The sequence below is a fragment of the Hydrogenophaga sp. genome, assembly GCF_018780385.1.
Lineage (GTDB): Bacteria > Pseudomonadota > Gammaproteobacteria > Burkholderiales > Burkholderiaceae_C > Hydrogenophaga.
Genome location: NZ_JADMJO010000004.1, coordinates 123,730 through 144,856, shown reverse-complemented (window position 1 = coordinate 144,856; position 21,127 = coordinate 123,730). Strand labels below are relative to the sequence as shown.

20 protein-coding genes are annotated in these 21,127 nt (G+C 66.8%); 12 read left to right on the top strand and 8 right to left on the bottom strand.

All coding sequences use genetic code 11. The features are described 5' to 3' along the window. Positions 1–52 precede the first annotated feature (52 nt). Both IV113_RS04960 and IV113_RS04955 read right to left on the bottom strand, forming a co-directional pair. Entirely contained in the window at positions 53–1,585 is a 1,533-nt protein-coding gene (locus IV113_RS04960; RefSeq protein ID WP_291081461.1) for a bifunctional aminoglycoside phosphotransferase/ATP-binding protein, read from the bottom strand. A gap of 5 nt (positions 1,586–1,590) precedes the next feature. Then, a complete protein-coding gene (locus IV113_RS04955) occupies positions 1,591–2,082 on the bottom strand; it encodes a hemerythrin domain-containing protein (RefSeq protein WP_291081459.1) in 492 nt (163 codons plus the stop codon). A 90-nt stretch (positions 2,083–2,172) separates the two neighbouring features. On the opposite strand from IV113_RS04955, the gene IV113_RS04950 reads away from it, so the two are divergent. Further along, positions 2,173–2,502 carry a hypothetical protein gene (locus IV113_RS04950; RefSeq protein WP_291081457.1) on the top strand — a complete coding sequence of 110 codons (330 nt, stop codon included), beginning with the start codon at positions 2,173–2,175 and terminating at the stop codon, positions 2,500–2,502. A 1-nt stretch (position 2,503) separates the two neighbouring features. Here the strand turns inward: IV113_RS04950 and argH are convergent, their stop codons facing one another. Beyond that, the gene (argH, locus tag IV113_RS04945; protein ID WP_291081455.1) at positions 2,504–3,955 is read right to left on the bottom strand and encodes an argininosuccinate lyase; all 1,452 of its coding nucleotides are present in this window, start codon (positions 3,953–3,955) and stop codon (positions 2,504–2,506) included. Positions 3,956–4,129: 174 nt separating this feature from the next. Between argH and IV113_RS04940 the strand changes: the two genes are divergently transcribed. Together IV113_RS04940 and IV113_RS04935 are read left to right on the top strand one after the other, a co-directional pair. After that, on the top strand, positions 4,130–5,191 hold the full coding sequence (locus IV113_RS04940; RefSeq protein ID WP_291081453.1) for a histidine kinase: 1,062 nt from the start codon (positions 4,130–4,132) through the stop codon (positions 5,189–5,191). Between the two features lie 35 nt (positions 5,192–5,226). Continuing rightward, the gene (locus tag IV113_RS04935; protein ID WP_056269634.1) at positions 5,227–5,961 is read left to right on the top strand and encodes a LytTR family DNA-binding domain-containing protein; all 735 of its coding nucleotides are present in this window, start codon (positions 5,227–5,229) and stop codon (positions 5,959–5,961) included. A 100-nt stretch (positions 5,962–6,061) separates the two neighbouring features. On the opposite strand, the gene recJ is transcribed toward IV113_RS04935, so the two are convergent. Further along, entirely contained in the window at positions 6,062–7,798 is a 1,737-nt protein-coding gene (recJ, locus tag IV113_RS04930; protein ID WP_291081450.1) for a single-stranded-DNA-specific exonuclease RecJ, read from the bottom strand. After that, positions 7,795–8,802 carry a phosphoglycerate mutase gene (locus tag IV113_RS04925; RefSeq protein ID WP_291081448.1) on the bottom strand — a complete coding sequence of 336 codons (1,008 nt, stop codon included), beginning with the start codon at positions 8,800–8,802 and terminating at the stop codon, positions 7,795–7,797. The genes recJ and IV113_RS04925 overlap by 4 nt, the downstream gene beginning before the upstream one ends. Before the next feature lie 42 nt (positions 8,803–8,844). Here IV113_RS04925 and IV113_RS04920 point away from each other — a divergent pair, with 42 nt between their 5' ends. After that, complete coding sequence (locus tag IV113_RS04920; protein ID WP_291081446.1) at positions 8,845–10,101, top strand: lipoprotein-releasing ABC transporter permease subunit; 1,257 nt, start codon at positions 8,845–8,847, stop codon at positions 10,099–10,101. A 97-nt stretch (positions 10,102–10,198) separates the two neighbouring features. Next, on the top strand, positions 10,199–10,858 hold the full coding sequence (gene lolD, locus IV113_RS04915) for a lipoprotein-releasing ABC transporter ATP-binding protein LolD (protein ID WP_363318582.1): 660 nt from the start codon (positions 10,199–10,201) through the stop codon (positions 10,856–10,858). Positions 10,859–10,975: 117 nt separating this feature from the next. On the opposite strand, the gene IV113_RS04910 is transcribed toward lolD, so the two are convergent. Further along, positions 10,976–11,401 (bottom strand): META domain-containing protein, encoded by a 426-nt coding sequence (locus tag IV113_RS04910; protein WP_291081442.1) that lies wholly within the window; start codon positions 11,399–11,401, stop codon positions 10,976–10,978. Between the two features lie 69 nt (positions 11,402–11,470). On the opposite strand from IV113_RS04910, the gene IV113_RS04905 reads away from it, so the two are divergent. Then, positions 11,471–12,313 carry a TatD family hydrolase gene (locus tag IV113_RS04905; RefSeq protein ID WP_291081440.1) on the top strand — a complete coding sequence of 281 codons (843 nt, stop codon included), beginning with the start codon at positions 11,471–11,473 and terminating at the stop codon, positions 12,311–12,313. Next, positions 12,310–12,798, top strand: coding sequence for a DNA-deoxyinosine glycosylase (locus IV113_RS04900; RefSeq protein ID WP_291081438.1), 489 nt, complete (start codon positions 12,310–12,312; stop codon positions 12,796–12,798). Before IV113_RS04905 ends, IV113_RS04900 begins: the two co-directional genes overlap by 4 nt. Before the next feature lie 215 nt (positions 12,799–13,013). Here IV113_RS04900 and IV113_RS04895 read toward each other — a convergent pair whose 3' ends face one another. Then, the gene (locus IV113_RS04895; RefSeq protein ID WP_291081436.1) at positions 13,014–13,829 is read right to left on the bottom strand and encodes a mechanosensitive ion channel family protein; all 816 of its coding nucleotides are present in this window, start codon (positions 13,827–13,829) and stop codon (positions 13,014–13,016) included. Positions 13,830–13,968: 139 nt separating this feature from the next. Here IV113_RS04895 and IV113_RS04890 point away from each other — a divergent pair, with 139 nt between their 5' ends. After that, positions 13,969–14,751 (top strand): spermidine synthase, encoded by a 783-nt coding sequence (locus IV113_RS04890; RefSeq protein ID WP_291081434.1) that lies wholly within the window; start codon positions 13,969–13,971, stop codon positions 14,749–14,751. 7 nt (positions 14,752–14,758) lie between these two features. Then, positions 14,759–16,570 carry a type II/IV secretion system protein gene (locus IV113_RS04885; RefSeq protein WP_291081432.1) on the top strand — a complete coding sequence of 604 codons (1,812 nt, stop codon included), beginning with the start codon at positions 14,759–14,761 and terminating at the stop codon, positions 16,568–16,570. Positions 16,571–16,585: 15 nt separating this feature from the next. Here the strand turns inward: IV113_RS04885 and IV113_RS04880 are convergent, their stop codons facing one another. After that, entirely contained in the window at positions 16,586–16,978 is a 393-nt protein-coding gene (locus IV113_RS04880) for a type III secretion system chaperone (RefSeq protein ID WP_291081430.1), read from the bottom strand. Between the two features lie 208 nt (positions 16,979–17,186). Between IV113_RS04880 and IV113_RS04875 the strand changes: the two genes are divergently transcribed. From IV113_RS04875 to IV113_RS04865, 3 genes are all read left to right on the top strand, one after another. Further along, positions 17,187–18,104 carry a DMT family transporter gene (locus tag IV113_RS04875; protein ID WP_291081428.1) on the top strand — a complete coding sequence of 306 codons (918 nt, stop codon included), beginning with the start codon at positions 17,187–17,189 and terminating at the stop codon, positions 18,102–18,104. 23 nt (positions 18,105–18,127) lie between these two features. Then, positions 18,128–18,925, top strand: a complete 798-nt coding sequence (locus IV113_RS04870; RefSeq protein ID WP_291081426.1) for an SDR family oxidoreductase — start codon at positions 18,128–18,130, stop codon at positions 18,923–18,925. A 272-nt stretch (positions 18,926–19,197) separates the two neighbouring features. Continuing rightward, positions 19,198–21,126, top strand: coding sequence for a methyl-accepting chemotaxis protein (locus IV113_RS04865; protein ID WP_291081424.1), 1,929 nt, complete (start codon positions 19,198–19,200; stop codon positions 21,124–21,126). Position 21,127 lies beyond the last annotated feature (1 nt).

The following is a 21,127-nucleotide window of genomic DNA, read 5'->3' as shown; positions in this document are numbered from 1 at the left end:
AAATGGCTTGTGAAAGCGTGACAGGACGGATTGAAATTTTTGGTGAGCTGCTTCAGGGTGCCACTGGCAGGCACCGTGCACGTTCGTCCGCGCTCAGCGGCTCCAGCCAACCGAGCTGCTGCTCCAGCACCGCCACCGTGGCCTCGGATGCGTCGCCTCCGCGTTCCAGGCGTGTGGTGATGCGTTCGCGCAGCACGTCCAGCGGCGCCTCGGTCGCCAGGATGTGGAACGGACAGGCGACAGCCTGCGCCAGCGCGCCAAAGGACTCGCGTTCATGGCGTCGCAGAAATGCCCCATCCACCAGCACCGACCAGCCCTCCCGCAGCAGATGGCCTGTGCGCTCCAGCAGGTGGGCGTAGGTGTCGCCATGCGCCTGCGGGCTGTACAGGCCGGTGTTCAGACCCGAACCGCTAACCTGCGTGGCGCTCAGGCCGTGCAGGCGCTTGCGTTCCACATCGGAGCGCAGGCGGACGGCCCGGCCGCTGGATTCAGCTTGCAGCCAGCGGCTGGAGGCCCAGGTCTTGCCGCTGCCCGAGAGCCCGTGGGTGATGACGAGTTGCGGCGCGGGCGGGTGCGCGATGCGCCGGGCCAGCGCTGCATATCCGCGCGCTTCCTGCAACGAAGCGGCCACGTCGGCGCCCGCCTGCGTGCTGCGAATCACCGCCACCTTGGCGCGCACCAGCGCGCGGTAGACCGCGAAGAACGGCAGCACGTCGGGCGCGGAGGTGTCGCCGCTGGCGTCCAGCCAGTCGCTGAGCAAGCCGTTGGCCAGGCCGGGTTGGTCATGGTCCAGCAGGTCCATCCAGACAAAGGCCATGTCGCTGGCGACATCGATCCAGCGCAGCGAGTCGTTGAACTCGATGCCGTCAAAGGGAACCACGTCGCCGCCGATGAGCACCAGGTTGGCGAGGTGCAGGTCGCCGTGGCCTTCGCGCACCCGGCCTTCGACCAGGCGCTGCGCCAACTGCGGGGCCCGTTGCGTGAAGCCCGATTCGGTCCACTCGCTGAGTTGTTCGATGAGCGCCGCATCGCTGGCGTCGGTCAAGCCCTTGCGCAGGGTGGTGAGGTTGTCGCGCGCGAAGGCCAGGGTGTCCGCGGCAGCGTCCGCGGTGGCCACGGCCGCTGCGGCCTGGAAGCTGGCCATGCGTTGCGCCAGCGACGTGAGGTGCTCGGGCTTCAGTGCACCGCTCGCGCACAAGTGGTCGAGGCGCTGGGCCTCGTCGAAACGGTGCATGTGCACCGCCCATTCGATGGCCTGCTCGTCGTCTTTGCCGGGTTCGCCCCAGCGGGGCTGGTCGGCAGGGCCAACGATGGGCAGGGCGCCCAGGTAGAGGTGCGAGGCCGGGTCGCTGGTTTCGAAGCGCCGGTTGAGTCGCACCTCGGCCTGGCAGGCCGCGCGGCGCAGGGCGAGCGTGCCGAAGTCCATGAACGGCAGGCGCACCGGCTTCTTGATCTTGTAGGCATGAACACCTGCCAGCAGCACCCACGCACCATGGGTTTCCATGAGCTCAACCTTCGCCACCGCGTGCGGGTAGCGTGCCGGGTCCAGCAGGGCATCGATCAAGCGGGGCGGGGGAGGGGCCATGTGGTTCAACTGCAGTTCACACTTCCGCAGCCGCTCATGCTGGCCGGGCGCACGCGGCCGGGGTCGGTCAGGGTGTCGGTCTGGGTATCGAAGCCCACCGACTGCAGGTGCAGCGCCAGCCCGGCGTCCATGCTGGTGGCGTGCTGGGGGAACCATTCGGCCAGCGCTTCGGCCAGGCGGGTGATGATGTCCAGGTCGCCCTGCTGGTGGTGCGTTTCCACGGCCCGCATGGTTTCCAGAATGGTCGCGTGGTGGGCTGCGTGGCAGTTGTCGGGCGCGAAGCCGGTGGCCAGCATCCAGCGCTCTTCCTGGGCGAAGTGCTCCACTGTGTGAGCCAGGAAATCCTGATACAGCGGCAACTGTTGATCGACGGGGGTGGTCAGCAGCTGATTGAGTTGCTCCACGAATTCGGCGTGGGTGTGGTCCATGCGGTCGTCGCCCACCGACAGGGCGGACGACCATTCCAGGGTGGTGGTGGGGTGGGCTGTGGTTTCCATGGGTCGGACTCTAGCGCCGGCACGCCGGTCGGGTCTTGACGCACATCAAGGCCCCCAGGAACCCTGGCGCCCCGAGCGTGTCAGAGGGACATGAAACCGAACAAGCTTCTCAAGACCTTGAGCCTGGTGGTCGCTGTCGGCCTGCCGCTGTCGGCGCTGAGCACGGAGCTGGTGCGCTGGACCGACGACGGTGGCCGTGTGCACTATGGCGCCATCACCGATGTGCCGCAGCGCTACGCTGATCGCGTGGTGCCCGCCACCGCACCGTTGCCGCCCGGTACCACGGCCTGCGAGGCGCGCTGGCACCGGTATGCGGCCAGCGCGGCGTGTTTTGACCAGTACCGCGTGGTGGGTGGCGGACTCAAGCCGGAGGCCTTTCAACGCTGCACCGAGGTGCCGCAGCCCGATCCTTGCAACTGACTCAGCCGAGTCGGGCGCGGTGGCGTGCGATCTGCGCGCGAACCTGCGCCGGCGCCGTGCCGCCCAGCGTGTTGCGTGCGTTCAGCGAGCCACGCAGGCTCAGGCACTCGTACACGTCCTTTTCGATCGACGCGTTGAAACCCTGCAGCACTGCCAGCGGCAGCTCGGAGAGGTCGCAGTTGTGCGTGACGGCCGCCTTGACCGCGTGCGCCACGGTTTCATGTGCGTCGCGAAACGGCAGGCCCTTCTTCACCAAGTAGTCAGCGAGATCGGTGGCGGTGGCGTAGCCCTTCTTGGCCGCGTCTTCCATGGCCACGGCGTTGACGGTGATGCCGCCTTCCTTCGCACCCGTGGCCGGGTTCAGCTGGCCACCCACCATCTCCACGAAGATGCGCAGTGTGTCTTTCAAGGTGTCCACCGTGTCGAACAGCGGCTCCTTGTCTTCCTGGTTGTCCTTGTTGTAGGCCAGCGGCTGGCCCTTCATCAGGGTGATCAGGCCCATCAGGTGGCCGACCACGCGGCCGGTCTTGCCGCGCGCGAGTTCGGGCACGTCGGGGTTTTTCTTCTGCGGCATGATCGATGAGCCGGTGGTGAAACGGTCGGCGATCTTCACGAAGCCGAAGTTCTGGCTCATCCACAGAATCAGCTCTTCGCTGAAGCGGCTGATGTGCACCATGCACAACGACGCGGCGGCGGTGAACTCGATCGCGAAGTCGCGGTCGCTCACGCCGTCCAGGCTGTTCTGGCACACCTGCGGTTCACCGCGCTCGTCGACCATGCCCAGGCTGCGCGCCACGCGCTCGCGGTCCAGCGGGTAGGTGGTACCGGCCAGCGCGGCGCTGCCCAAGGGCAGGCGGTTGGTGCGGCGGCGCACGTCCACCATGCGCTCGGCGTCGCGCGAGAACATCTCCACATAGGCCAACAAGTGGTGCGCGAAGCTCACGGGCTGGGCCACCTGCAGGTGGGTGAAGCCCGGCATGATCACTTCCACGTTCTTCTCGGCCACCTCCACCAGCGCGACTTGCAGCTCGCCCAGCAGCGGGATGATGAGGTCGATCTCGCTGCGCAGCCACAGGCGCACATCGGTGGCCACCTGGTCGTTGCGGCTGCGGCCGGTGTGCAGGCGTTTGCCGGCGTCGCCCACGAGTTGGGTCAGGCGTGCCTCGATGTTGAGGTGCACGTCTTCGAGATCCAGCTTCCATTCGAAGCTGCCGGCCTCGATCTCGGACGTGATCTGGGCCATGCCCTGCCGGATGGACGCCAGGTCGGCCGCGCCGATGATGCTTTGCGCCGCCAGCATCTCGGCGTGCGCGAGGCTGCCGGTGATGTCGGCCTGCCAGAGGCGTTTGTCGAAGAAGACGCTGGCTGTGTAGCGCTTGACCAACTCGCTCATCGGCTCCGAGAATAGGGCGGACCAGGCTTCGGATTTCTTGTCGAGTTGGTTGGTGGACATACGGTGTTGCCAGCGGCTTTAGAGAGAAAGAAAGGAGCGGAGGACCGCAGAACACAGGGCGGGTAAAGAGGGCTTGAATGATCTTTCGATCGCAGCGCCGTGCGGTTCCAGGGCGCGGTGCCCGGATCAACGCACAATTCCACGTCGACCGACCCGAGCATTGACGCACGCCCCATGAAAGACTCCCGAATTTTATCGACCTTCCAGGATCTGCCCAGCACCCTGGGCACGCAGTCGCTGGAGGAGATGCCCGAGCACGTCCGGGCCCGCGACCGGGTGTTTGACACCTGCCAGGTGGGCGTGGTGTTGCGGGCTGTGCTGTTCGTGCAGGCCATCGTGGCTGTGGCGGCGATCTTTGGCTCGGTCAACCCGGTGGCCTGGATCACCCAGATGGCGGTGCTCACCGGGGCGGCACTGCCGGCGGTGCTGGCCTGGCTGCTGTGTGTGTGCGCGCTCAAACGCAAGCTCGGGCGCATGGAGGTCCAGGCCCAGTGGATGACCGGCGTCGGGCTGGGCGTGCTGGCTGGCCTGTATGGCTGTGGCTTGCTGGTGCTCATGGGGCTGGCCAGCGGGGCGCCCTGGGTGGCCAGCGGGGCCTCCGGGGCCCTGGTGGCGGCTGTGTTGGTGGGGGCGCTGGTGTGGCGTGCCAAGGCGCGCATGCCCGCGGGCACTACCGCGCGGCTGGCCGAGCTGCAAGCCCGCATCCGCCCGCATTTCCTGTTCAACACGCTCAACAGCGCGATCGCGCTGGTGCGCGAGGAGCCCGCCAAGGCCGAAAACCTGCTGGAAGACCTGAGCGAACTGTTTCGCCACGCCCTGGCCGACGCCCAGGAGGCGGTGCCCCTGTGGCAGGAGCTCGAGCTGGCCGAGCACTACCTGGCCATCGAACAGGTGCGCTTTGGTGACCGGTTGAAGGTGGAGTGGAGTGTGGACGACGCGGCCTCCAAGGCCAAATTGCCTCCCCTCATTTTGCAGCCACTGGTGGAGAATGCGGTGAAGCACGGCGTGGAGCCCAGCCCCTCGGGGGCGGTGGTGCGCATCAGCACCCAGCGGCGCGGGAGTCTGGTGGTGATCAAGGTCACCAACACCGTGCCGGCGGGCAGCGGGAGGCGTGGCAACGGCCTGGCGCTGGACAACGTTCGGCAGCGCCTGGCGCTGTTGCACGATGTTCAGGGCAGGTTCCAGAGCGCATTGGTCAACGGGGTGTTTCAGGTTCGCCTTGAAATACCGGTATAAGCGGGTATTGAACGGGTCTGGCTACGGAGCGTGACATGACACTGAAGGTACTGATCGTTGACGATGAAGCACTGGCGCGGTCACGGCTGCGCACTCTGCTGGGCGAATGCAGCGAGCCGCGCGCGGACGTGGTGGGCGAGGCGGCCAACGCCGTGCAGGCGATGGAGCTGATCCAGCGCACCGGGTGTGATCTGGTGATGCTGGACATCCACATGCCCGGCGTGGACGGCATGACCCTGGCCAAGACCCTGCGCGAGCTGGCGGCGCCACCGGCGGTGGTGTTCATCACCGCTTACGCCGAACACGCGGTGCAGGCTTTTGACCTGGAAGCGGTGGATTACCTGACCAAGCCGGTGCGCCGCGAGCGTCTGCAGCAGGCTCTGCAGAAGGTGCAGCGGCTGCGCGCCGAAACCGCCGCCGATGTGGGTCTGCCCGAGAGCCTAATCATCCAGGAGCGGGGCCGCAGCGAACGCGTGGCGCTGGCCGATGTGATCTACCTCAAGGCCGAGCTGAAGTACATCACGGTGCGCACGGCCGACAAGGAACACATCTTTGATGGCGCCCTGAGCGATCTGGAGCAGCGCTATGCGCACCTGTTCGTGCGGGTGCACCGCAATGCCCTGGTGTCGCGCCGCGCGGTGCGGGCGGTGGAGAAGCACAACGACCCGGTCGAGGGCGAGGGCTGGACCGTTCGGCTCGATGGTGTGGAAGAACGCCTGGCGGTCTCACGCCGTCAGCTTGCTGCGGTTCGTGAAGCCTTGATGAGCTGATTTTCCCGGAGCGCCACGAGTCCAGAACACCGCGGAACTGGCTCCGCCAGGCCGCAGGTGTTGCCCCCTTGGGGGGTGACGCCGCAGGCGGCGCGGGGGGTTACAGTTCTGCAGCTTCCACCAAGAACCGCACCCGCCGCTGACCCTGCCACTCATCCGCATCCAGGCGAAACGCAATTTTCACGCGGGCCGGCAAGGGCTCTGTGTGGCCGAACCAGATGCCGTCCACCGGCTCGCCCTGGTGCTTGAGCTTCAGCGCCAGGTGCTTCTCACCCACCAGCCGTTGCGACACCACCTGCACCTCTTCGCAGAAGAGGGGCGGCGCAAAGCCCTGGCCCCACACCTCCTTGTGCAGCGTGTCCACCAGATCGGCGCGGCGGTACTTCGTGTCCAGCGCGCCGTCTGCCTCGATGCGGCGCTGCAGCGTGGCCGCGTCCAGCCACTCGTGGGCCACCTGCTGCAGCGCGGCCTCAAAGGTTTCCAGGTGTTCCTCGTCAATGGTGCAGCCCGCTGCCATGGCGTGGCCACCAAAGCGCAACAACACACCCGGGTGGCGCTTGGCCACGAGATCGAGCGCGTCGCGCAAATGGAAACCCGCGATCGAGCGGCCCGAGCCCTTCAGCTCGTTTTCCTTGCCCTCGGCGCCACTGGAGGCAAACACGAAGGTGGGCCGGTGCAGTTTGTCCTTCAGACGTGAAGCGACGATGCCGATCACGCCTTCGTGAAAGTCGGGATCGAACATCACCAGCGCGGGCGGCGGTTCTTCCGACTCGTCGAACATCTCTTCGGCCATCTGCAAGGCCTGGTCGCGCATGTCGCCTTCGATCGCCTTGCGCTCGCGGTTGATGCCGTCCAGCGTGCGCGCGAGTTCGTCGGCGCGCAGCGCGTCGTCGGTGGTCAGGCACTCGATGCCCAGCGTCATGTCGGCCAGGCGTCCGGCGGCGTTCAGGCGCGGGCCGAGTGCGAAGCCAAAGTCAAAGCCGGTGGCGGCGTCGGGCTTGCGCGCGGCCACATTGAACAAGGCAGTCATGCCCGGGGGCATGGCGCCAGTGCGCACGCGCTTCAAGCCTTGGGCGACGAGGCGGCGGTTGTTCGCGTCGAGCTTGACCACGTCGGCCACGGTGCCCAGCGCCACGAGCGGCAGCAGCGCGTCAATGCGCGGTTGCTCCTGCGCAGTGAACACGCCGCGCTCGCGCAATTCGGCGCGCAGCGCCAACAGCACATAAAACATCACGCCCACCCCGGCGATGGATTTGCTCTCGAAGGTGCAGCCCGGCTGGTTGGGGTTCACGATGATGCAGTCTTGCGGCAGCGTCACCTCGCCGTCCTTGATGGCGGGCAGGTGGTGGTCGGTCACGATCACCTGCAGGCCCAGCTCGCGTGCGGCGCGCACGCCATCCACGCTGGCGATGCCGTTGTCCACCGTCACCAGCACGTCGGCGCCTTGCGCCTTCACGCGCTTCGAGATCGACGGCGTCAGGCCGTAGCCGTCGGTCACGCGGTCGGGCACGAGGTAGTTGACCCGGTCGAAACCCATCGGCGCACCCAGCAGGCGCAGACCGCGCAGGCCGACCGCGCAGGCGGTGGCGCCGTCGCAGTCGTAGTCGGCCACGATGCAGATCGCCTTGTTGGCAGCCATGGCGTCGGCCAGGGCACGTGCGGCGTCTTGCGCGCCCAGCATCTGCGAGGGCGGGATGAGGCGGGCGAGTGCGTCGTCGAGTTCGTCCGTGCTGGTGATGCCGCGCGCGGCAAACAGGCGCGCCAGCAGCGGGTGCAGGCCGCCTTGCTCCAGCGCCCAGGCAGCGCGGGGGGGCACGTCGCGGGTGATGATCTTCATAGGGTTTCCAGGGTCTTCCAGGTCGGGGCGTTGCCCAGCCAGTGTTTGATGAGGCGACCGGCGCGCGCCACGGCGCCGCGCGGTGCGTTGGCGAAGCGCTGCGCCACCCGCTCGCCACACAGCGTGAGTGTGACCGGCTCGCCGCGGCGCGCGCGATCCAACATGTCTTTGATGTCGCTGGTGTCCAGCGCAGCCCAGGCGTCTTTCCAACGCGTCCAGTCGGCCTGCAGGGCCGCATTGCGCAGGGCGTCCGGCATGGTGGGTGGTGGTCGCAACGTTGTCGGGTGGTCGATGGCGCCTGCGCCACTGAGCCAGAAGCCGTTGACCGGGTGCAGGCGCAGCGCCTCGCGCGCATCAAATGCCGGGTGTGTGTAGAACAGCATCTGCGCTTCGCTCTGCAACCGCTTGAGCAGTTGACCGCCCGCCGGATTGGCCGCGCTGTTGGTCATCCAGGCCTCGACCGAGCGGCCGCCCACACGGTCCAGGCTGGCACAGGCGATGCCGCGCAGCACCTCGCCGCTGGCGTGCCAGCGCGTGGCTGACTCGTAGCGCAGCGTGATGCCGTCCTCTGCGCAGTAAGGCGCGAGTGCATCGAACAACGGGCGGGCGTGTTCGTCGGTCAGGCCCAGCTGGTCACCGGGCAGCAGCGTCACCTGCTCCATGCCGACCTGGAAATGGCAGAGCGTGAACCAGGCTTGGGCTTGCCCAGGCTCGGCACTGGCCGCTGCGGCCCAGGGCAGCAGGCCGTCGGGGTAGGCCGAGCCGTCCGCCCGCACCAGGCCGATGGCCTGGGCCAGCGCGCGTTCGTGGGGTGGGCTCAGGCTGTGGTCGGATCCACCGTCGGTGCCGGCATCGGTGTGTGTGGGTTGAAGTTCGGCCAGCAAGGCGGTTAGGTGGGGCAACTGCAAGCCCGGCAGCGCCGCCCGGCAAGCGGGGTCGCTGGCGCTGGCGAAAGGAACCAGCAGGTGCGTGGCAGGCTCAGAGGCCATGTGGGGAACGGGCATGACACGATTGTCGGGGATGCCACAATGCCCGCTGGACCTCACATGCAAACTCCCTACGAACTCATTCTTGGCTGGCGCTACACGCGCGCCGGCCGCGCCACCCGGCGCAACGGCTTCATTTCCTTCATCTCGGGTGTGTCCATGTTGGGCATCGCGCTGGGTGTGGCCGCGCTGATCATCGTGCTGTCGGTCATGAACGGCTTCCAGAAGGAAGTACGCGACCGCATGCTCGGTGTGCTCTCGCACATCGAGGTGTTCGAGCCCGGCGGCCAGGCCATCCCGAATCTCGCCGACACGCTGGCAAAAATCGAGCGCCACCCCGATGTGGTGGGCGCAGCGCCCTTTGTGGGTGCGCAGGCGTTGATCGCGCGCGGCGAAGACATGAAAGGAGCACTGGTGCGCGGCATCGACCCGGCGCTGGAGCCCAAGGTGACCGAGCTCGCGGCCCAGTTGGCCGACACCGTGTTGCCGCGTCTCGTGCCCGGTGAATTCGGCGTGATCCTGGGCGGGGAACTCGCGCGCAGCCTGGGCGTGATCGCCGGTGACAGCGTGACGCTCATTGCACCGAGTGGGCAAGTGACGCCGGCCGGCGTGGTGCCGCGCATCCGCCAGATGACGGTGGTGGGCACCTTTGATTCAGGCCACTACGAATACGACTCGGCGCTGGCCCTGCTGCACCAGGAAGATGCCGCGCGCATCTTTCGCGTGGAAGGCCCGACGGGGGTGCGCGTGAAGATCAAGGACCTGCACGCCGCGCGCGAGGTGGCCGTGTCCATCGCCGCCGACCTCGACCCCGGTCTGCTGGTGCGCGACTGGACGCGCCAGAACCGCACCTGGTTTGCCGCGGTGCAGCTCGAAAAACGCATGATGTTCATCATCCTCACGCTGATCGTGGCGGTGGCGGCGTTCAACCTCGTGTCCACACTGGTGATGACGGTGACCGACAAACGCGCAGACATCGCCATCCTGCGCACGCTGGGCGCGAGCCCACAAAGCATCATGGGCGTGTTCATGGTGCAGGGCGCCATGGTGGGCGTGATCGGTACCGGCGCGGGCCTGCTGCTCGGCCTGGGCATCGCCTTCAACATCGACACCCTGGTGCCCGCACTCGAAAGCCTGCTGGGCGCGAGCTTCCTGCCACAGGACATTTACCTCATCAGCCGCATGCCCAGTGACCCGCAGCAGACCGACATCCTGCCGGTGGCGGTGATTTCGCTGGTGCTTTCCTTCCTGGCCACCATCTATCCGAGCTGGCGCGCAAGCCGCGTCAACCCTGCAGAGGCGTTGCGTTATGAGTGATCAAACCACCCCCGTTCGCCCTGAGCCTGCCCTTCGACAAGCTCAGGACGATCGGAACAACAGGGCTTCGACAGGCTCAGCCCGAACGGACGTGGTGTTGAGCGCCTCAGGCCTCACCAAACGCTTCCACGAAGGCCGCCTCGACGTCACCGTTCTCACTGGCGTGGACCTCACGGTGCGCGCGGGCGAAACCCTGGCCATCGTCGGGGCCTCCGGCTCCGGCAAGAGCACCTTGCTGCACCTGCTCGGCGGGCTGGACGCACCCACCAGCGGCAGCGTGCAGCTCATGGGGCAAACCCTGTCGGGCCTGAGCGCCACGCAGCAGGGCGTGCTGCGCAACCAGCACCTGGGTTTCGTCTACCAGTTCCACCACCTGTTGCCCGAGTTCAGCGCACGTGACAACGTGGCCATGCCGCTGTGGATCCGCCGAATGCCGCGTGCCGAGGCCGCCGAACAGGCGAGAAAGATCCTCACGCGTGTGGGTCTGGCCGAGCGCCTGGGCCACCGCCCGGCCGAGCTCTCGGGCGGCGAGCGCCAGCGTGTTGCGATTGCGCGGGCCCTGGTCACGCAGCCCGCCTGCGTGCTGGCCGACGAGCCCACCGGCAACCTGGACCGCAACACCGCCGAAGGCGTGTTCCAACTGATGCTGGAGCTCGCCCGCGACCAAGGCACGGCCTTCATCGTCGTCACCCACGACGAAGCGCTGGCCGCGCGCTGCAACCGCGTGCTGCGCTTGACAGCGGGTGTGCTGACCTGAATCGAACCTCCCCCGAAGCGCCTTCGGCGCCTCCGCCCAGGGGGCAGCACCTGCGGCCCGGCAAAGCCGGTTCCGCGGTGCTCCTGATCCGAAGCTACTCCGACAGCAAGTCGGGATTCAAGGCTTCGTTCTTGTGAAACGCAGGGGTTTCTCCAGCCCCTGCACGTGCATCAGCATCGTCTTGCCCTTCACTTCCAGTCGCTGTGCCTTCTGCAGTGCGTCCAGGTAGCGCGTTTCCTGCTCGTCCACCGCCGGCGCACACGCCATGCGCGTGCCACCCAGCTGTCCCAGCGCAATGCGGTCCTGCATCAGCGTGTATGAACCGAAAAAGCGGTTGCACGAGCTGTTGCCCGCCACGCGCCCGGCCTCGGGAAAGGCGAGGGTGGCCTGCACGGTGTCGAGCGCGCCGCGCCCGCCCATGTCTTCCAGCCGCCACTCGCTGCCCACCAGCGGCGCTGCGTCGGGCGCGCCGGGCATGGCGCAGGCGGTGAGTGCCATCAGCACGGGAGCGGCGAGCCAGGCGAGGCGGGGCGTGGGTGACATGGTGGTTCCTTCCTGTTGCGGGATGCCGGCGCGCGAGAGCCTTGCCGGCACAATGGTCGTTATACCGCCATGTGGATCGACACACACTGCCATCTGGATGCGCCTGAGTTCGGCGCCGATCATGCTCTTGCACTGAGCCTGCGCGAGCGCGCGGCCGCGCTCGGCGTGGGCCTGTGCGTGATCCCGGCGGTGGAGCGCTCCAACTTCGACACCGTGCGCCGGCTTGCGCACCGGCTGGGTGACGCCTACGCACTGGGCATCCACCCGCTGTGTGTGCCGCGCGCACAAGACACCGATCTGGATGCGCTTGATGCCATGCTGACCGAGCATCGCGACGATCCGCGGCTGGTGGCCGTGGGCGAGATCGGGCTTGATTTCTTCGTACCCGCGCTGTGCACGCCCGAGATGCGCGAACGACAGGCCTATTTCTACCGCGCGCAACTGCGGCTGGCGCGCAAGCACCGCCTGCCGGTGATCGTGCACGTGCGGCGCAGCGCCGACCAGTTGCTCAAGCATCTGCGCGAGCTGCCGGTGGCCGGCATTGCGCACGCGTTCAATGGCAGTGAACAGCAGGCCCAGGCGTTTGTCGGGTTGGGCTTCAAGCTGGGCTTTGGTGGGGCCTGCACGTTTGAGCCTGCGCGGCAGTTGCGCCGATTGGCCGCCGAGCTGCCGTTGGATGCGTTGGTGCTGGAGACCGACGCGCCCGACATTCCGCCGCACTGGCTCTACGCCACGGCGGCCCAACGCGCAGCGGGCCGGGCGCAAGGCGTCAACAGCCCGGCCGAGCTGCCGCGCATCGGTGGGGTGGTGGCCGAGCTGCGCGGCATGCCGGTCGATGCGTTGATGAAGGCCACCACGGCCAATGCCCTGGCCGCATTGCCGCGACTGGCGGCGCTGGCAGCAGCCGCATGAGCCGCTTGCAGGGCTTGCCGCCGGTGCTCGATGCAAACACGCGTGTGCTGGTGCTGGGCAGTTTCCCCGGTGTGGCGTCGTTGCGCGCGCAGCAGTACTACGGTCATCCGCAGAACCATTTCTGGAAAATCCTCGGTGCGTTGTGGCAGTTGCCACTGCCGACCATGGCCTACCCCGAGCGTGTGGCCGCCTTGCAGGCGCATGGTCTGGGCGTGTGGGATGTGTACGGCGCTTGCGAGCGCGAAGGCAGTCTGGACGTGAATATCCAGAAAGCGGAGCTCAACGATTTTGCGTGGGTGTTGCGCTCGTGTCCGTTGCTCGAAGCGATCGCGCACAACGGTGGCGAGAGTTTTCGCCATGCGCGGCACACGGAGAAGCTGGGCTTGCCGGTTTACAAGCTGCCGTCCACCAGCCCGGCGAATGCGAGCTGGAGCTTTGATCGGAAGTTGGCGGCCTGGTCTGAGGTGTTGTTGCGTCACTCTTGAGGTTTTCCGCTCGATGGTCGTCGCGGGCTCGCTGCACCGGTGCAGCGGCTTGAGCCGGATGTTGGCGCGCCATCTTTTCGCATACCAACCCTGTCGCTCACAGCGGGTTGGCCGACGCAGCGAAATCAAGGAGGAGGGGCGGCGCAGCCGACCCGGGGGACATTCACGGAGTCGGCCGCCCCGCAGTGAGCGACAGGGAGCCGCCGGAGAAAAACTCAGACAGGCACAGTTCGATGAGCAACAGGTGTCTCGGGCACCGGATACCCCGCCGCGCCAAACGTGCTCACCACCGCCTTGTGCGTGTCGAAGTAGACCTGCCAGTAGTGGTCGGTGTGCGTGTAGGGCCGCACGCACAAAAGGGGGCCTTCGGGCGTGAACTGCAGGATCTCCACATCGGGTGCGGGCGACGCGACCACGTTGGGGATCGCGGCCACCGCCACGCGCAAGCGCGCCATGGCGTCGTTCACGTCCACGCTGTTCGCCACCTTCGCCAGGCAGTCCACGCGGCGAAACGGTTCATGGCTGAAGTTCTGGATGTTGTCGGAGAACACCTTGTTGTTGCCCACGATGGTGGTGACGTTGTCGGGCGTGAGGATGGTGGTGGCGAACAGGCCGAGCTCTTTCACGGTGCCGGTGGTGCCGCCGGCGCAGATGAAATCACCCACCTTGTAGGGCCGCAGCACCTGCAGGAAGATGCCCGCCGCGAAGTTCGCCAGCATCCCGCTCCAGGCCACGCCGATGGCCAGGCCCGCGCCCGCCAGCAAGGCCGCGAACGAGGTGGTGCGCACGCCGAAGATGTCCAGGATCGCGAGGATCAGGACGATGGTCAGCAGCACCGAGATGATGGACTTGAGGTAGTGGATCAGCGTCTGGTCGAGCTTGCGGCCCTTCTCCATCGCCCGCCCCATCAGGCCCACGGCAATGCCGATCAGCCAGCGCCCCACGATCCAGGCCGCAATGGCGCCGAGCACCTTGAGGCCGAAGTCCGCGCCCTGCGTGACGAGAAAATCCCAGATGACTTCCGTGTTCATAATCATTCCTCCCAAGGTCGGATACAAAGATGCAGCACTCACCTCACCCGCGCGGGGAACCGAATCCCTTCGATGCCCTGCCCCCCATGACCGACGCATTGTGCTCCAGGCCATGCCTTTGCGCGGGTGGGGTTGCCGCATGAAGGCCGGCGCCAACGCCGCCGCCCGCAAGCGAAGCACGGTGCAAACCTTGCCCGACGTGACCATCTCCGAAGACAGCGAGGTGCGCTTTCTGCACCTGGGCACCGAGTGGATCCAGGGCTCCATGCTGCTGGACGCACCGTTCGACATCGAGCTCGACTACGTCCAGCGCATGATGGCCTGGTTGCTGTTCGTGGAACCCGATTCGGTGGGCAAACGCCGTGCCCTGCAGCTCGGCCTGGGGTCGGCCGCGCTCACCAAGTTCTGCTTCAAGAAGCTGCGCATGGACACCACCGCCATCGAGATCAACCCGCAGGTGGTGGTGGTGTGCCGCAGCTGGTTCAAGCTGCCTGCCGACGGGCCCAAGCTGCGCGTGGTGCTGGCCGACGCGGGCGAGGAGATCCGCCGGGCCGACCATCTGGGTGCCTACGACGCGCTGCAGGTGGACCTGTACGACCATGAGGCTGCCGCACCCGTGCTCGACAGCCCCGATTTCTACGCCGACTGCCGCAACGCCCTCACCGACGAAGGCTGCCTCACGGTCAACCTGTTCGGGCGCGACGCCAGCTACGAACGCTCGCTGCAAAGCCTGTGCGCCGCTTTCGGTGACGACGCCGTGTGGGCCTTCAAGCCCACGCGCGAAGGCAATACCGTGGTGCTGGCCCAGCGCACGCCGCACCGGCCTACGCGCATGCAGCTGCTGGCGCGGGCCGAGCTTGTGCAGGAACGCTGGGGCCTGCCTGCGGTCAAGTGGTTGAAGCTGTTCAAACCCGTTGCCTGAAACGCCCATGAAACAAACCACCAGATCCCCGGCAGCAACAGACCACACGGGTCCACTGGACTGGCGAATGCTCGTGCAGTGGCTGCAGGATGATGGCGTGATCTCCAGCGCCGAGGCCGAGCGCACCGTGGCGCGTTGCGCTTCGGCGCACAGCGCGCAGCATCCGTTGCAACGCCTGTCGGTGGTGGGCATGGCGCGCAAGGCCGACAGCCATGTGCTCGATGTGGAGATGCTCACCCAGTGGCTGGCCACGCGCAGCGGGCTGGACTACATGCGCATCGACCCGCTCAAGGTGGACGTGGGCAAGGTGGCCGACGTGATGAGTGCGGCCTATGCCGAGCGCCACAAGGTGCTGCCGGTGCAGGTGAGCCCGACCGAGGTGGTGGTGGCCACGGCCGAACCCTACATCCGCGACTGGGTGCCCGAGGTGCAGCGCCAGACGCGCAAGAACGTGCGGTTGGTGCTCGCCAGCCCACAAGCCATCAACAGCTTCACCGCCGAGTTTTTTGCACTCGCCAAGTCGGTGCGCGCAGCCAGCAAGAGCGGTGGGCAGAATGGCTTCGGCAGCTTCGAGCAACTGGTGGAGCTGGGCAAGGCCAACAAGCAGCTCGACGCCAACGACCAGGGCGTGGTGCAGGTGGTCGACTGGCTGTGGCAGTACGCCTTCGACCAGCGCGCCAGCGACATCCATCTGGAGCCACGGCGCGAGCAGGGCGTGATCCGCTTCCGCATCGACGGTGTTCTGCACCCGGTCTACCAGATGCCCATTGGCGTGCTCACCGCCATGACCGCGCGCATCAAATTGCTCGGGCGCATGGACGTGGTGGAGCGCCGCCGCCCGCAGGACGGCCGCATCAAGACGCTGCGCCCCGGCGTGGCGGGCGTGCGTGGTGAAGAGGTGGAAATGCGCCTGTCCACGCTGCCCACCGCGTTTGGTGAAAAGCTTGTCATGCGCATCTTCGACCCTGAGTCGACGGTGAAGGACCTCAGTGCACTGGGCTTCGCCGCCCACGACGCACAGCGCTGGGAAGGCCTCACGAAACACCCGCACGGCATCGTGCTGGTGACCGGGCCCACCGGGTCGGGCAAGACCACCACGCTCTACGCCACGCTCAAGCGCCTGGCCACCGAAGAGGTGAATGTGAGCACGGTGGAAGACCCGATCGAGATGATCGAACCGGCCTTCAACCAGACGCAGGTGCAGGCCCACCTGGACCTGGACTTTGCGCAGGGCCTGCGCGCCCTCATGCGGCAGGACCCGGACATCATCATGGTGGGCGAGGTGCGCGATCTTGCCACCGCCGAGATGGCGGTGCAGGCCGCGCTCACCGGCCACCTGGTGTTCACCACGCTGCACACCAACGACGCGCCCTCGGCCATCATGCGGCTGATGGAGCTGGGCATTCCGCCCTACCTCATCAACGCCACGGTGCTCGGCGTGCTCGCGCAGCGCCTGGTGCGCACGCTGTGCCTGGCCTGCAGAACACAGCAGGACAAGACCCAGGCCGCCACATCACGCGAATCGCTGGCCGAGCTGGTCAAGCCCTGGCAGATCAGCGGCACTTATCGGCCTTACCAGCCGGTGGGTTGTGTCGATTGCCGCATGACCGGGTTTCGCGGTCGCATGGGTCTGTACGAGCTGCTCACGGTCACCGAATCGTTCAAGGACAAGGTCAGCCGCGAACCGCGTCTGGATGCGCTGCGCAAACAGGCCGTGGCCGACGGCATGCGCCCGCTGCGGCTGGCCGGCGCCATGCGCGTGGCCGAGGGCCTGACCACCATGGACGAGGTGCTGGCCTGCACGCCACCGGTGCAGTGAGGCTCGCAGCGCGCATCAGTCGCGCCCGAGCCCGTACCTGAACTGCTCGGCGGCATCGATCAGGTCCCACACCTCGTGACCCAGCGCTTCGGCATCGAGCGCGATGTCCACCACGCGCTGGTACACCGCAGCGTTCTCGACAGGCTCGATGCCCAGGCGGTCGCTGTCCCCGAGCCTTGTGTTGCCCATCAACAAGGCCTCGCAGAGCGCAGCGCGCGGGCCACTGTGGCGGGGCAGGGCGCAGATGTGGGCCTGCATCACCAGCTTGGGCTCGTTGTCGCGAGGGCGCAGCACCACGCGTGTGTCGTTCACGCGCAGCACGGTCGAACCCCGGCGTGAATCGGTCAAGGCTTTCAGCAAGGTGTCGATGTGTTCGACGAGGGGCGCTGGAATGGGAGAAGACGGCATGTGGCAAACCCTGTGAGGCATGTTCGGAGCAACCGCAGGTTGGGTGCGGAGCTGGCTGTTGCACAGGTTAGGGAGTTGCCGGCGTCCGGGGTGGGTGGGCAGGGCTTCATCAGCGTGAAGTCATGCGTGCGACAGGAACGCCTGGGTGATCGGCATGATGCATACCCCGCCTTGGCGTCCGTTATCGTGCGTTGCCGATAATCGGTCGATGCGCGCCGCTCCCACACCTCACCTCGCCACCGGATTGCTGCTCGCGGTCACAGGCTCCATTGCCTTCAGCGGCAAGGCCATCATCGTGAAACTGGCCTACCGCCATGGCGTGGACGCGGTCACGCTGATCATGTACCGCATGCTGTTTGCGTTGCCGCTGTTTCTGGCGCTGGCATGGTGGGCCACCTACCGGCAAGGGGGCGGTGCCAAGGCGCCGCTCACCCGCCAGGACTGGATGGGCATCCTGGGCCTGGGCTTCACCGGTTACTACCTCGCCAGCTTCCTGGATTTCTGGGGCTTGCAGTACATCACCGCCAGCCTGGAGCGGCTCATCCTGTACCTCAACCCGACGTTGGTTCTGGTGCTGGGCTGGGTGCTCTACAAGCGTCGCATCACGCGACTGCAGGCACTCGCCATGGCCGTGAGCTATGGCGGCGTGCTGCTGGTGTTTGGCCACGAGGCCGGTCTGCAGGGGCCCAACGCGCTGCTGGGTGCTCTGCTGGTGTTCGGCAGCGCAGTGAGCTACGCGATCTACCTGGTGTACAGCGGCGAGCTGGTGCAGCGCCTGGGTTCCATGCGGCTGGTGGGGCTGGCCACCAGCGTGGCCTGTGTGTTGTGCCTCGCACAGTTCGTGTTGTTGCGTCCGATGAGCGCGGCGCTGGTGGCGCCCGAGGTGATCTGGCTCTCGGTGCTCAACGCCACGCTGTGCACCTTTGCGCCCGTGCTCATGGTGATGATGGCGATCGAGCGCATCGGATCGAGCCTGGCGGCGCAGACCGGCATGGTCGGCCCGATGTCGACCATCGTCATGGGGGTGGTGATTCTCGGTGAGCCGTTCAACGGCTGGATCGTGGTGGGCACGGTGCTCGTGCTCTCCGGTGTGTTTCTGGTGACGCGCTTCGGCCGTGCCAGCTGATCGTTTTTTTCAGGAGATTTTTCATGGATCTGGGTATCAAGGGCAAATGGGCGCTGGTGTGCGGTGCGAGCAAGGGATTGGGGCTGGGCTGCGCGCAGGCGTTGGCCGCCGAAGGTGTGAACGTGGTGCTGGTGGCACGCGGCGCGCGAGATCTGGAAGCTGCCGCGCAGGCGCTGCAGGCCGATGCGCCCGACGTGACGGTGCTGGCGGTGGCGGCCGACATCACCACCTTTGAAGGGCGCGCGGCGGCCCTGTCGGTGGCGGGAGGACCCGGCGCGGCCTTCGACATCGTGGTCAACAACGCGGGTGGTCCGCCGCCCGGTGATTTCCGCGCGTGGGACCGCGAGGTATGGATCAAGGCGCTTGACGCCAACATGCTCACGCCCATCGAGCTCATCAAGGCCACAGTGGACGGCATGGCGCAGCGCGGCTTCGGTCGCATCGTCAACATCACCTCGGGCGCGGTGAAGGCGCCCATTGGCGTGCTCGGCCTGTCCAATGGAGCGCGCAGCGGCCTCACCGGTTTCGTGGCCGGCGCCGCGCGCAGCGAGCTGGCCGCGCAGGGCGTGACCATCAACAACCTGCTGCCGGGCGCTTTCGAAACCGACCGTCTCAAGACCACCATGGCAGGTCTCGCCAGCAAGGCAGGCAAGCCGGTCGATGAGGTGATGGATGCCCGGCGCAGCGCCATACCCGCGAAGCGCTTTGGCAACCCACAGGAGTTCGGCGCCATCTGTGCCTTTCTGTGCAGCGTGCACGCCGGCTACATGACGGGCCAGAACGTGCTGGCCGATGGTGGTGCGTACCCGGGCACGTTCTGACAACGGGAGGCCGCAAGCCTTGCGCACCAGGCTTGTGCGGCGCCCCTGCATGGTCCTGGAAATGCACCATGTCCGGACATCTTTTGCACCACATGCAAGCGTTTCCCGCGCGGCGATGAAATCGTCTTGAAAGAGCACCCGAACAGAGGGCAGGACAGCTCAATTTGTGTCTGTGCGCGTCGATAGTTGGAGCAGTGTCGGCGTGGGCACGGTGTCTGAAAACACCGTGCAGCGTCGACGATGTTTTCAACGCACGCGCCCTTCATCCCTGCATGTCCTCATTCATTCGAAATCTCCGTCTCGTTCACAAGCTCGCGTTGCTCGGCGTGATTGCCGCCCTGCTGGTGTCGGTGCCCCTGGTCGTTTATGTGCGAGATGCCTTCGGCGGGCTGGGTGCCATCGAGGCCGAGCGACAGGGACTGGAGCCGTCGCGCGCGCTGCTGGAGGTGGTGCGACTCGCGCAGACTCACCGCGGCATGACGGCGACCGTGCTCGGCGGCAAGAGCGAGGTGGAGCCCCAGCGAAAGGCCAAGTCCGATGAAGTGCAGCAGGCGATCACGCGCTTCGACGCGATGGTGGCCAGCGACATGCCCGACGCGCGCATCCGCAGCGACTGGCAGCGGCTCGAGGAACAGTGGCAATCATTGGCCAGCACCGTGGCATCGCGCGGGCTCACCGGCCCCGAGAGCTTCGCGCGCCACACGGCGCTGATCGGTGGCCTGATCGAACTCAATGACCGCGTGTCCGACCACTTCGGGCTCACGTCCGATCCGGACAAAGCCACCTACTTCCTGATCATCGGCACGCTGCAGCAGATGCCTCGCCTCACCGAGATGCTGGGCCAGGCGCGCGCACGCGGTTCGGTGCTGCTGGTGAGACAGGCGGCCACGGCCGCGGAGCAGGCGCAGATCGCCAGCCTGGTCGAACGCGCCCGCATCGGGCTGCGCGAGTTGAACATCAGTCTGGACAAGGCGTTCGAGCACGATGCAACCCTCAAGACGCGCCTGGGCCCGACACTCGAACAGGCACGCAGCGAGTTTGAAGGCGCGCTCAAGCTGGCGCGTGAGCAGATTGCCGACGCGCAGCTGCTGCAGTACCCGTCGGGCGACTACTTCAAGGCCACGACAACAGCCATCGACGGCATGTACGGTCTGAGCGACCAGGCCAACCTGGCGTTGGGCACGGAGATCGAGGCACGTTACGCCAGCCTGCGCAGTGAGCTGGCGCTGGTGATGGGTGCCATCGCCGCGCTGATCCTGGCGGGTGTGGCGTTCGCCGTGGTCATCGGCCGTTCGATCACACAGCCGGCCGGTCAGGCCTGGGCGGTGGCGACCCGTGTGGCCGCGGGGGACCTGAGCCAGGCCGTGCCCGAGGGCGGTGGCGACGAGATGGGGCAATTGCTCAACGCCATGACGACGATGCAGAACGCGCTTGCGCGGGTGGTGGGCAGCGTGCGCAGCAACGCAGAGGGCGTGGCCGCTGCCAGCTCGCAGATTGCGCAGGGCAACCACGATCTGTCGGCGCGTACCGAGCAGCAGGCCTCGGCTCTCGAACAGACGGCCGCCTCCATGGAGGAGCTCAGTTCCACCGTCAAGCTCAACGCCGAGAACGCGCAGCAGGCCAATCGCCTGGCGATCAGCGCTTCTGCCGTGGCCTCACAGGGCGGTGATGTGGTGACCCAGGTGGTTGACATGATGAAGGGCATCAACGAGAGCTCCCGCAAGATCGCAGACATCATCAGCGTGATCGACGGCATTGCTTTCCAGACCAACATCCTGGCGCTGAACGCCGCCGTGGAGGCCGCTCGTGCCGGCGAGCAGGGCCGTGGATTCGCGGTGGTGGCGGCCGAGGTGCGCAGCCTCGCGCAGCGCAGTGCCGCCGCCGCCAAGGAGATCAAGGGCCTCATCGACTTGAGCGTGGACCGCGTGGAGCAGGGCACGGCGCTGGTCGATCGCGCCGGCAACACGATGAGCGAGGTGGTGACTTCGATCCGCCGTGTGACCGACATCGTGGGCGAGATCAGCTCGGCCAGCCGTGAGCAGAGCGAAGGCGTGTCCCAGGTGGGTGACGCCGTCACGCAGATGGACCAGGCCACGCAGCAGAACGCGGCGCTGGTGGAAGAAAGTGCCGCCGCGGCGCAGAGCCTGAAATCCCAGGCCGGGCAGCTGGTGGACGCGGTGGCGTCGTTCAAGCTCGCCTGAT

Excerpts from the sequence above, each read along its gene's own strand:
- IV113_RS04925 (WP_291081448.1), bottom strand. The coding sequence starts at position 8,802 with ATGCCCGTTCCCCACATGGCCTCTGAGCCTGCCACGCACCTGCTGGTT.
- IV113_RS04910 (WP_291081442.1), bottom strand. The coding sequence starts at position 11,401 with ATGTCACCCACGCCCCGCCTCGCCTGGCTCGCCGCTCCCGTGCTGATG.
- IV113_RS04905 (WP_291081440.1), top strand. The coding sequence starts at position 11,471 with ATGTGGATCGACACACACTGCCATCTGGATGCGCCTGAGTTCGGCGCC.
- IV113_RS04950 (WP_291081457.1), top strand. The coding sequence starts at position 2,173 with ATGAAACCGAACAAGCTTCTCAAGACCTTGAGCCTGGTGGTCGCTGTC.
- recJ (WP_291081450.1), bottom strand. The coding sequence starts at position 7,798 with ATGAAGATCATCACCCGCGACGTGCCCCCCCGCGCTGCCTGGGCGCTG.
- IV113_RS04885 (WP_291081432.1), top strand. The coding sequence starts at position 14,759 with ATGAAACAAACCACCAGATCCCCGGCAGCAACAGACCACACGGGTCCA.
- IV113_RS04880 (WP_291081430.1), bottom strand. The coding sequence starts at position 16,978 with ATGCCGTCTTCTCCCATTCCAGCGCCCCTCGTCGAACACATCGACACC.
- IV113_RS04895 (WP_291081436.1), bottom strand. The coding sequence starts at position 13,829 with ATGAACACGGAAGTCATCTGGGATTTTCTCGTCACGCAGGGCGCGGAC.
- IV113_RS04960 (WP_291081461.1), bottom strand. The coding sequence starts at position 1,585 with ATGGCCCCTCCCCCGCCCCGCTTGATCGATGCCCTGCTGGACCCGGCA.
- IV113_RS04900 (WP_291081438.1), top strand. The coding sequence starts at position 12,310 with ATGAGCCGCTTGCAGGGCTTGCCGCCGGTGCTCGATGCAAACACGCGT.
- IV113_RS04875 (WP_291081428.1), top strand. The coding sequence starts at position 17,187 with ATGCGCGCCGCTCCCACACCTCACCTCGCCACCGGATTGCTGCTCGCG.
- argH (WP_291081455.1), bottom strand. The coding sequence starts at position 3,955 with ATGTCCACCAACCAACTCGACAAGAAATCCGAAGCCTGGTCCGCCCTA.
- IV113_RS04890 (WP_291081434.1), top strand. The coding sequence starts at position 13,969 with ATGAAGGCCGGCGCCAACGCCGCCGCCCGCAAGCGAAGCACGGTGCAA.
- IV113_RS04955 (WP_291081459.1), bottom strand. The coding sequence starts at position 2,082 with ATGGAAACCACAGCCCACCCCACCACCACCCTGGAATGGTCGTCCGCC.
- IV113_RS04870 (WP_291081426.1), top strand. The coding sequence starts at position 18,128 with ATGGATCTGGGTATCAAGGGCAAATGGGCGCTGGTGTGCGGTGCGAGC.
- IV113_RS04940 (WP_291081453.1), top strand. The coding sequence starts at position 4,130 with ATGAAAGACTCCCGAATTTTATCGACCTTCCAGGATCTGCCCAGCACC.
- IV113_RS04935 (WP_056269634.1), top strand. The coding sequence starts at position 5,227 with ATGACACTGAAGGTACTGATCGTTGACGATGAAGCACTGGCGCGGTCA.
- IV113_RS04920 (WP_291081446.1), top strand. The coding sequence starts at position 8,845 with ATGCAAACTCCCTACGAACTCATTCTTGGCTGGCGCTACACGCGCGCC.
- IV113_RS04865 (WP_291081424.1), top strand. The coding sequence starts at position 19,198 with ATGTCCTCATTCATTCGAAATCTCCGTCTCGTTCACAAGCTCGCGTTG.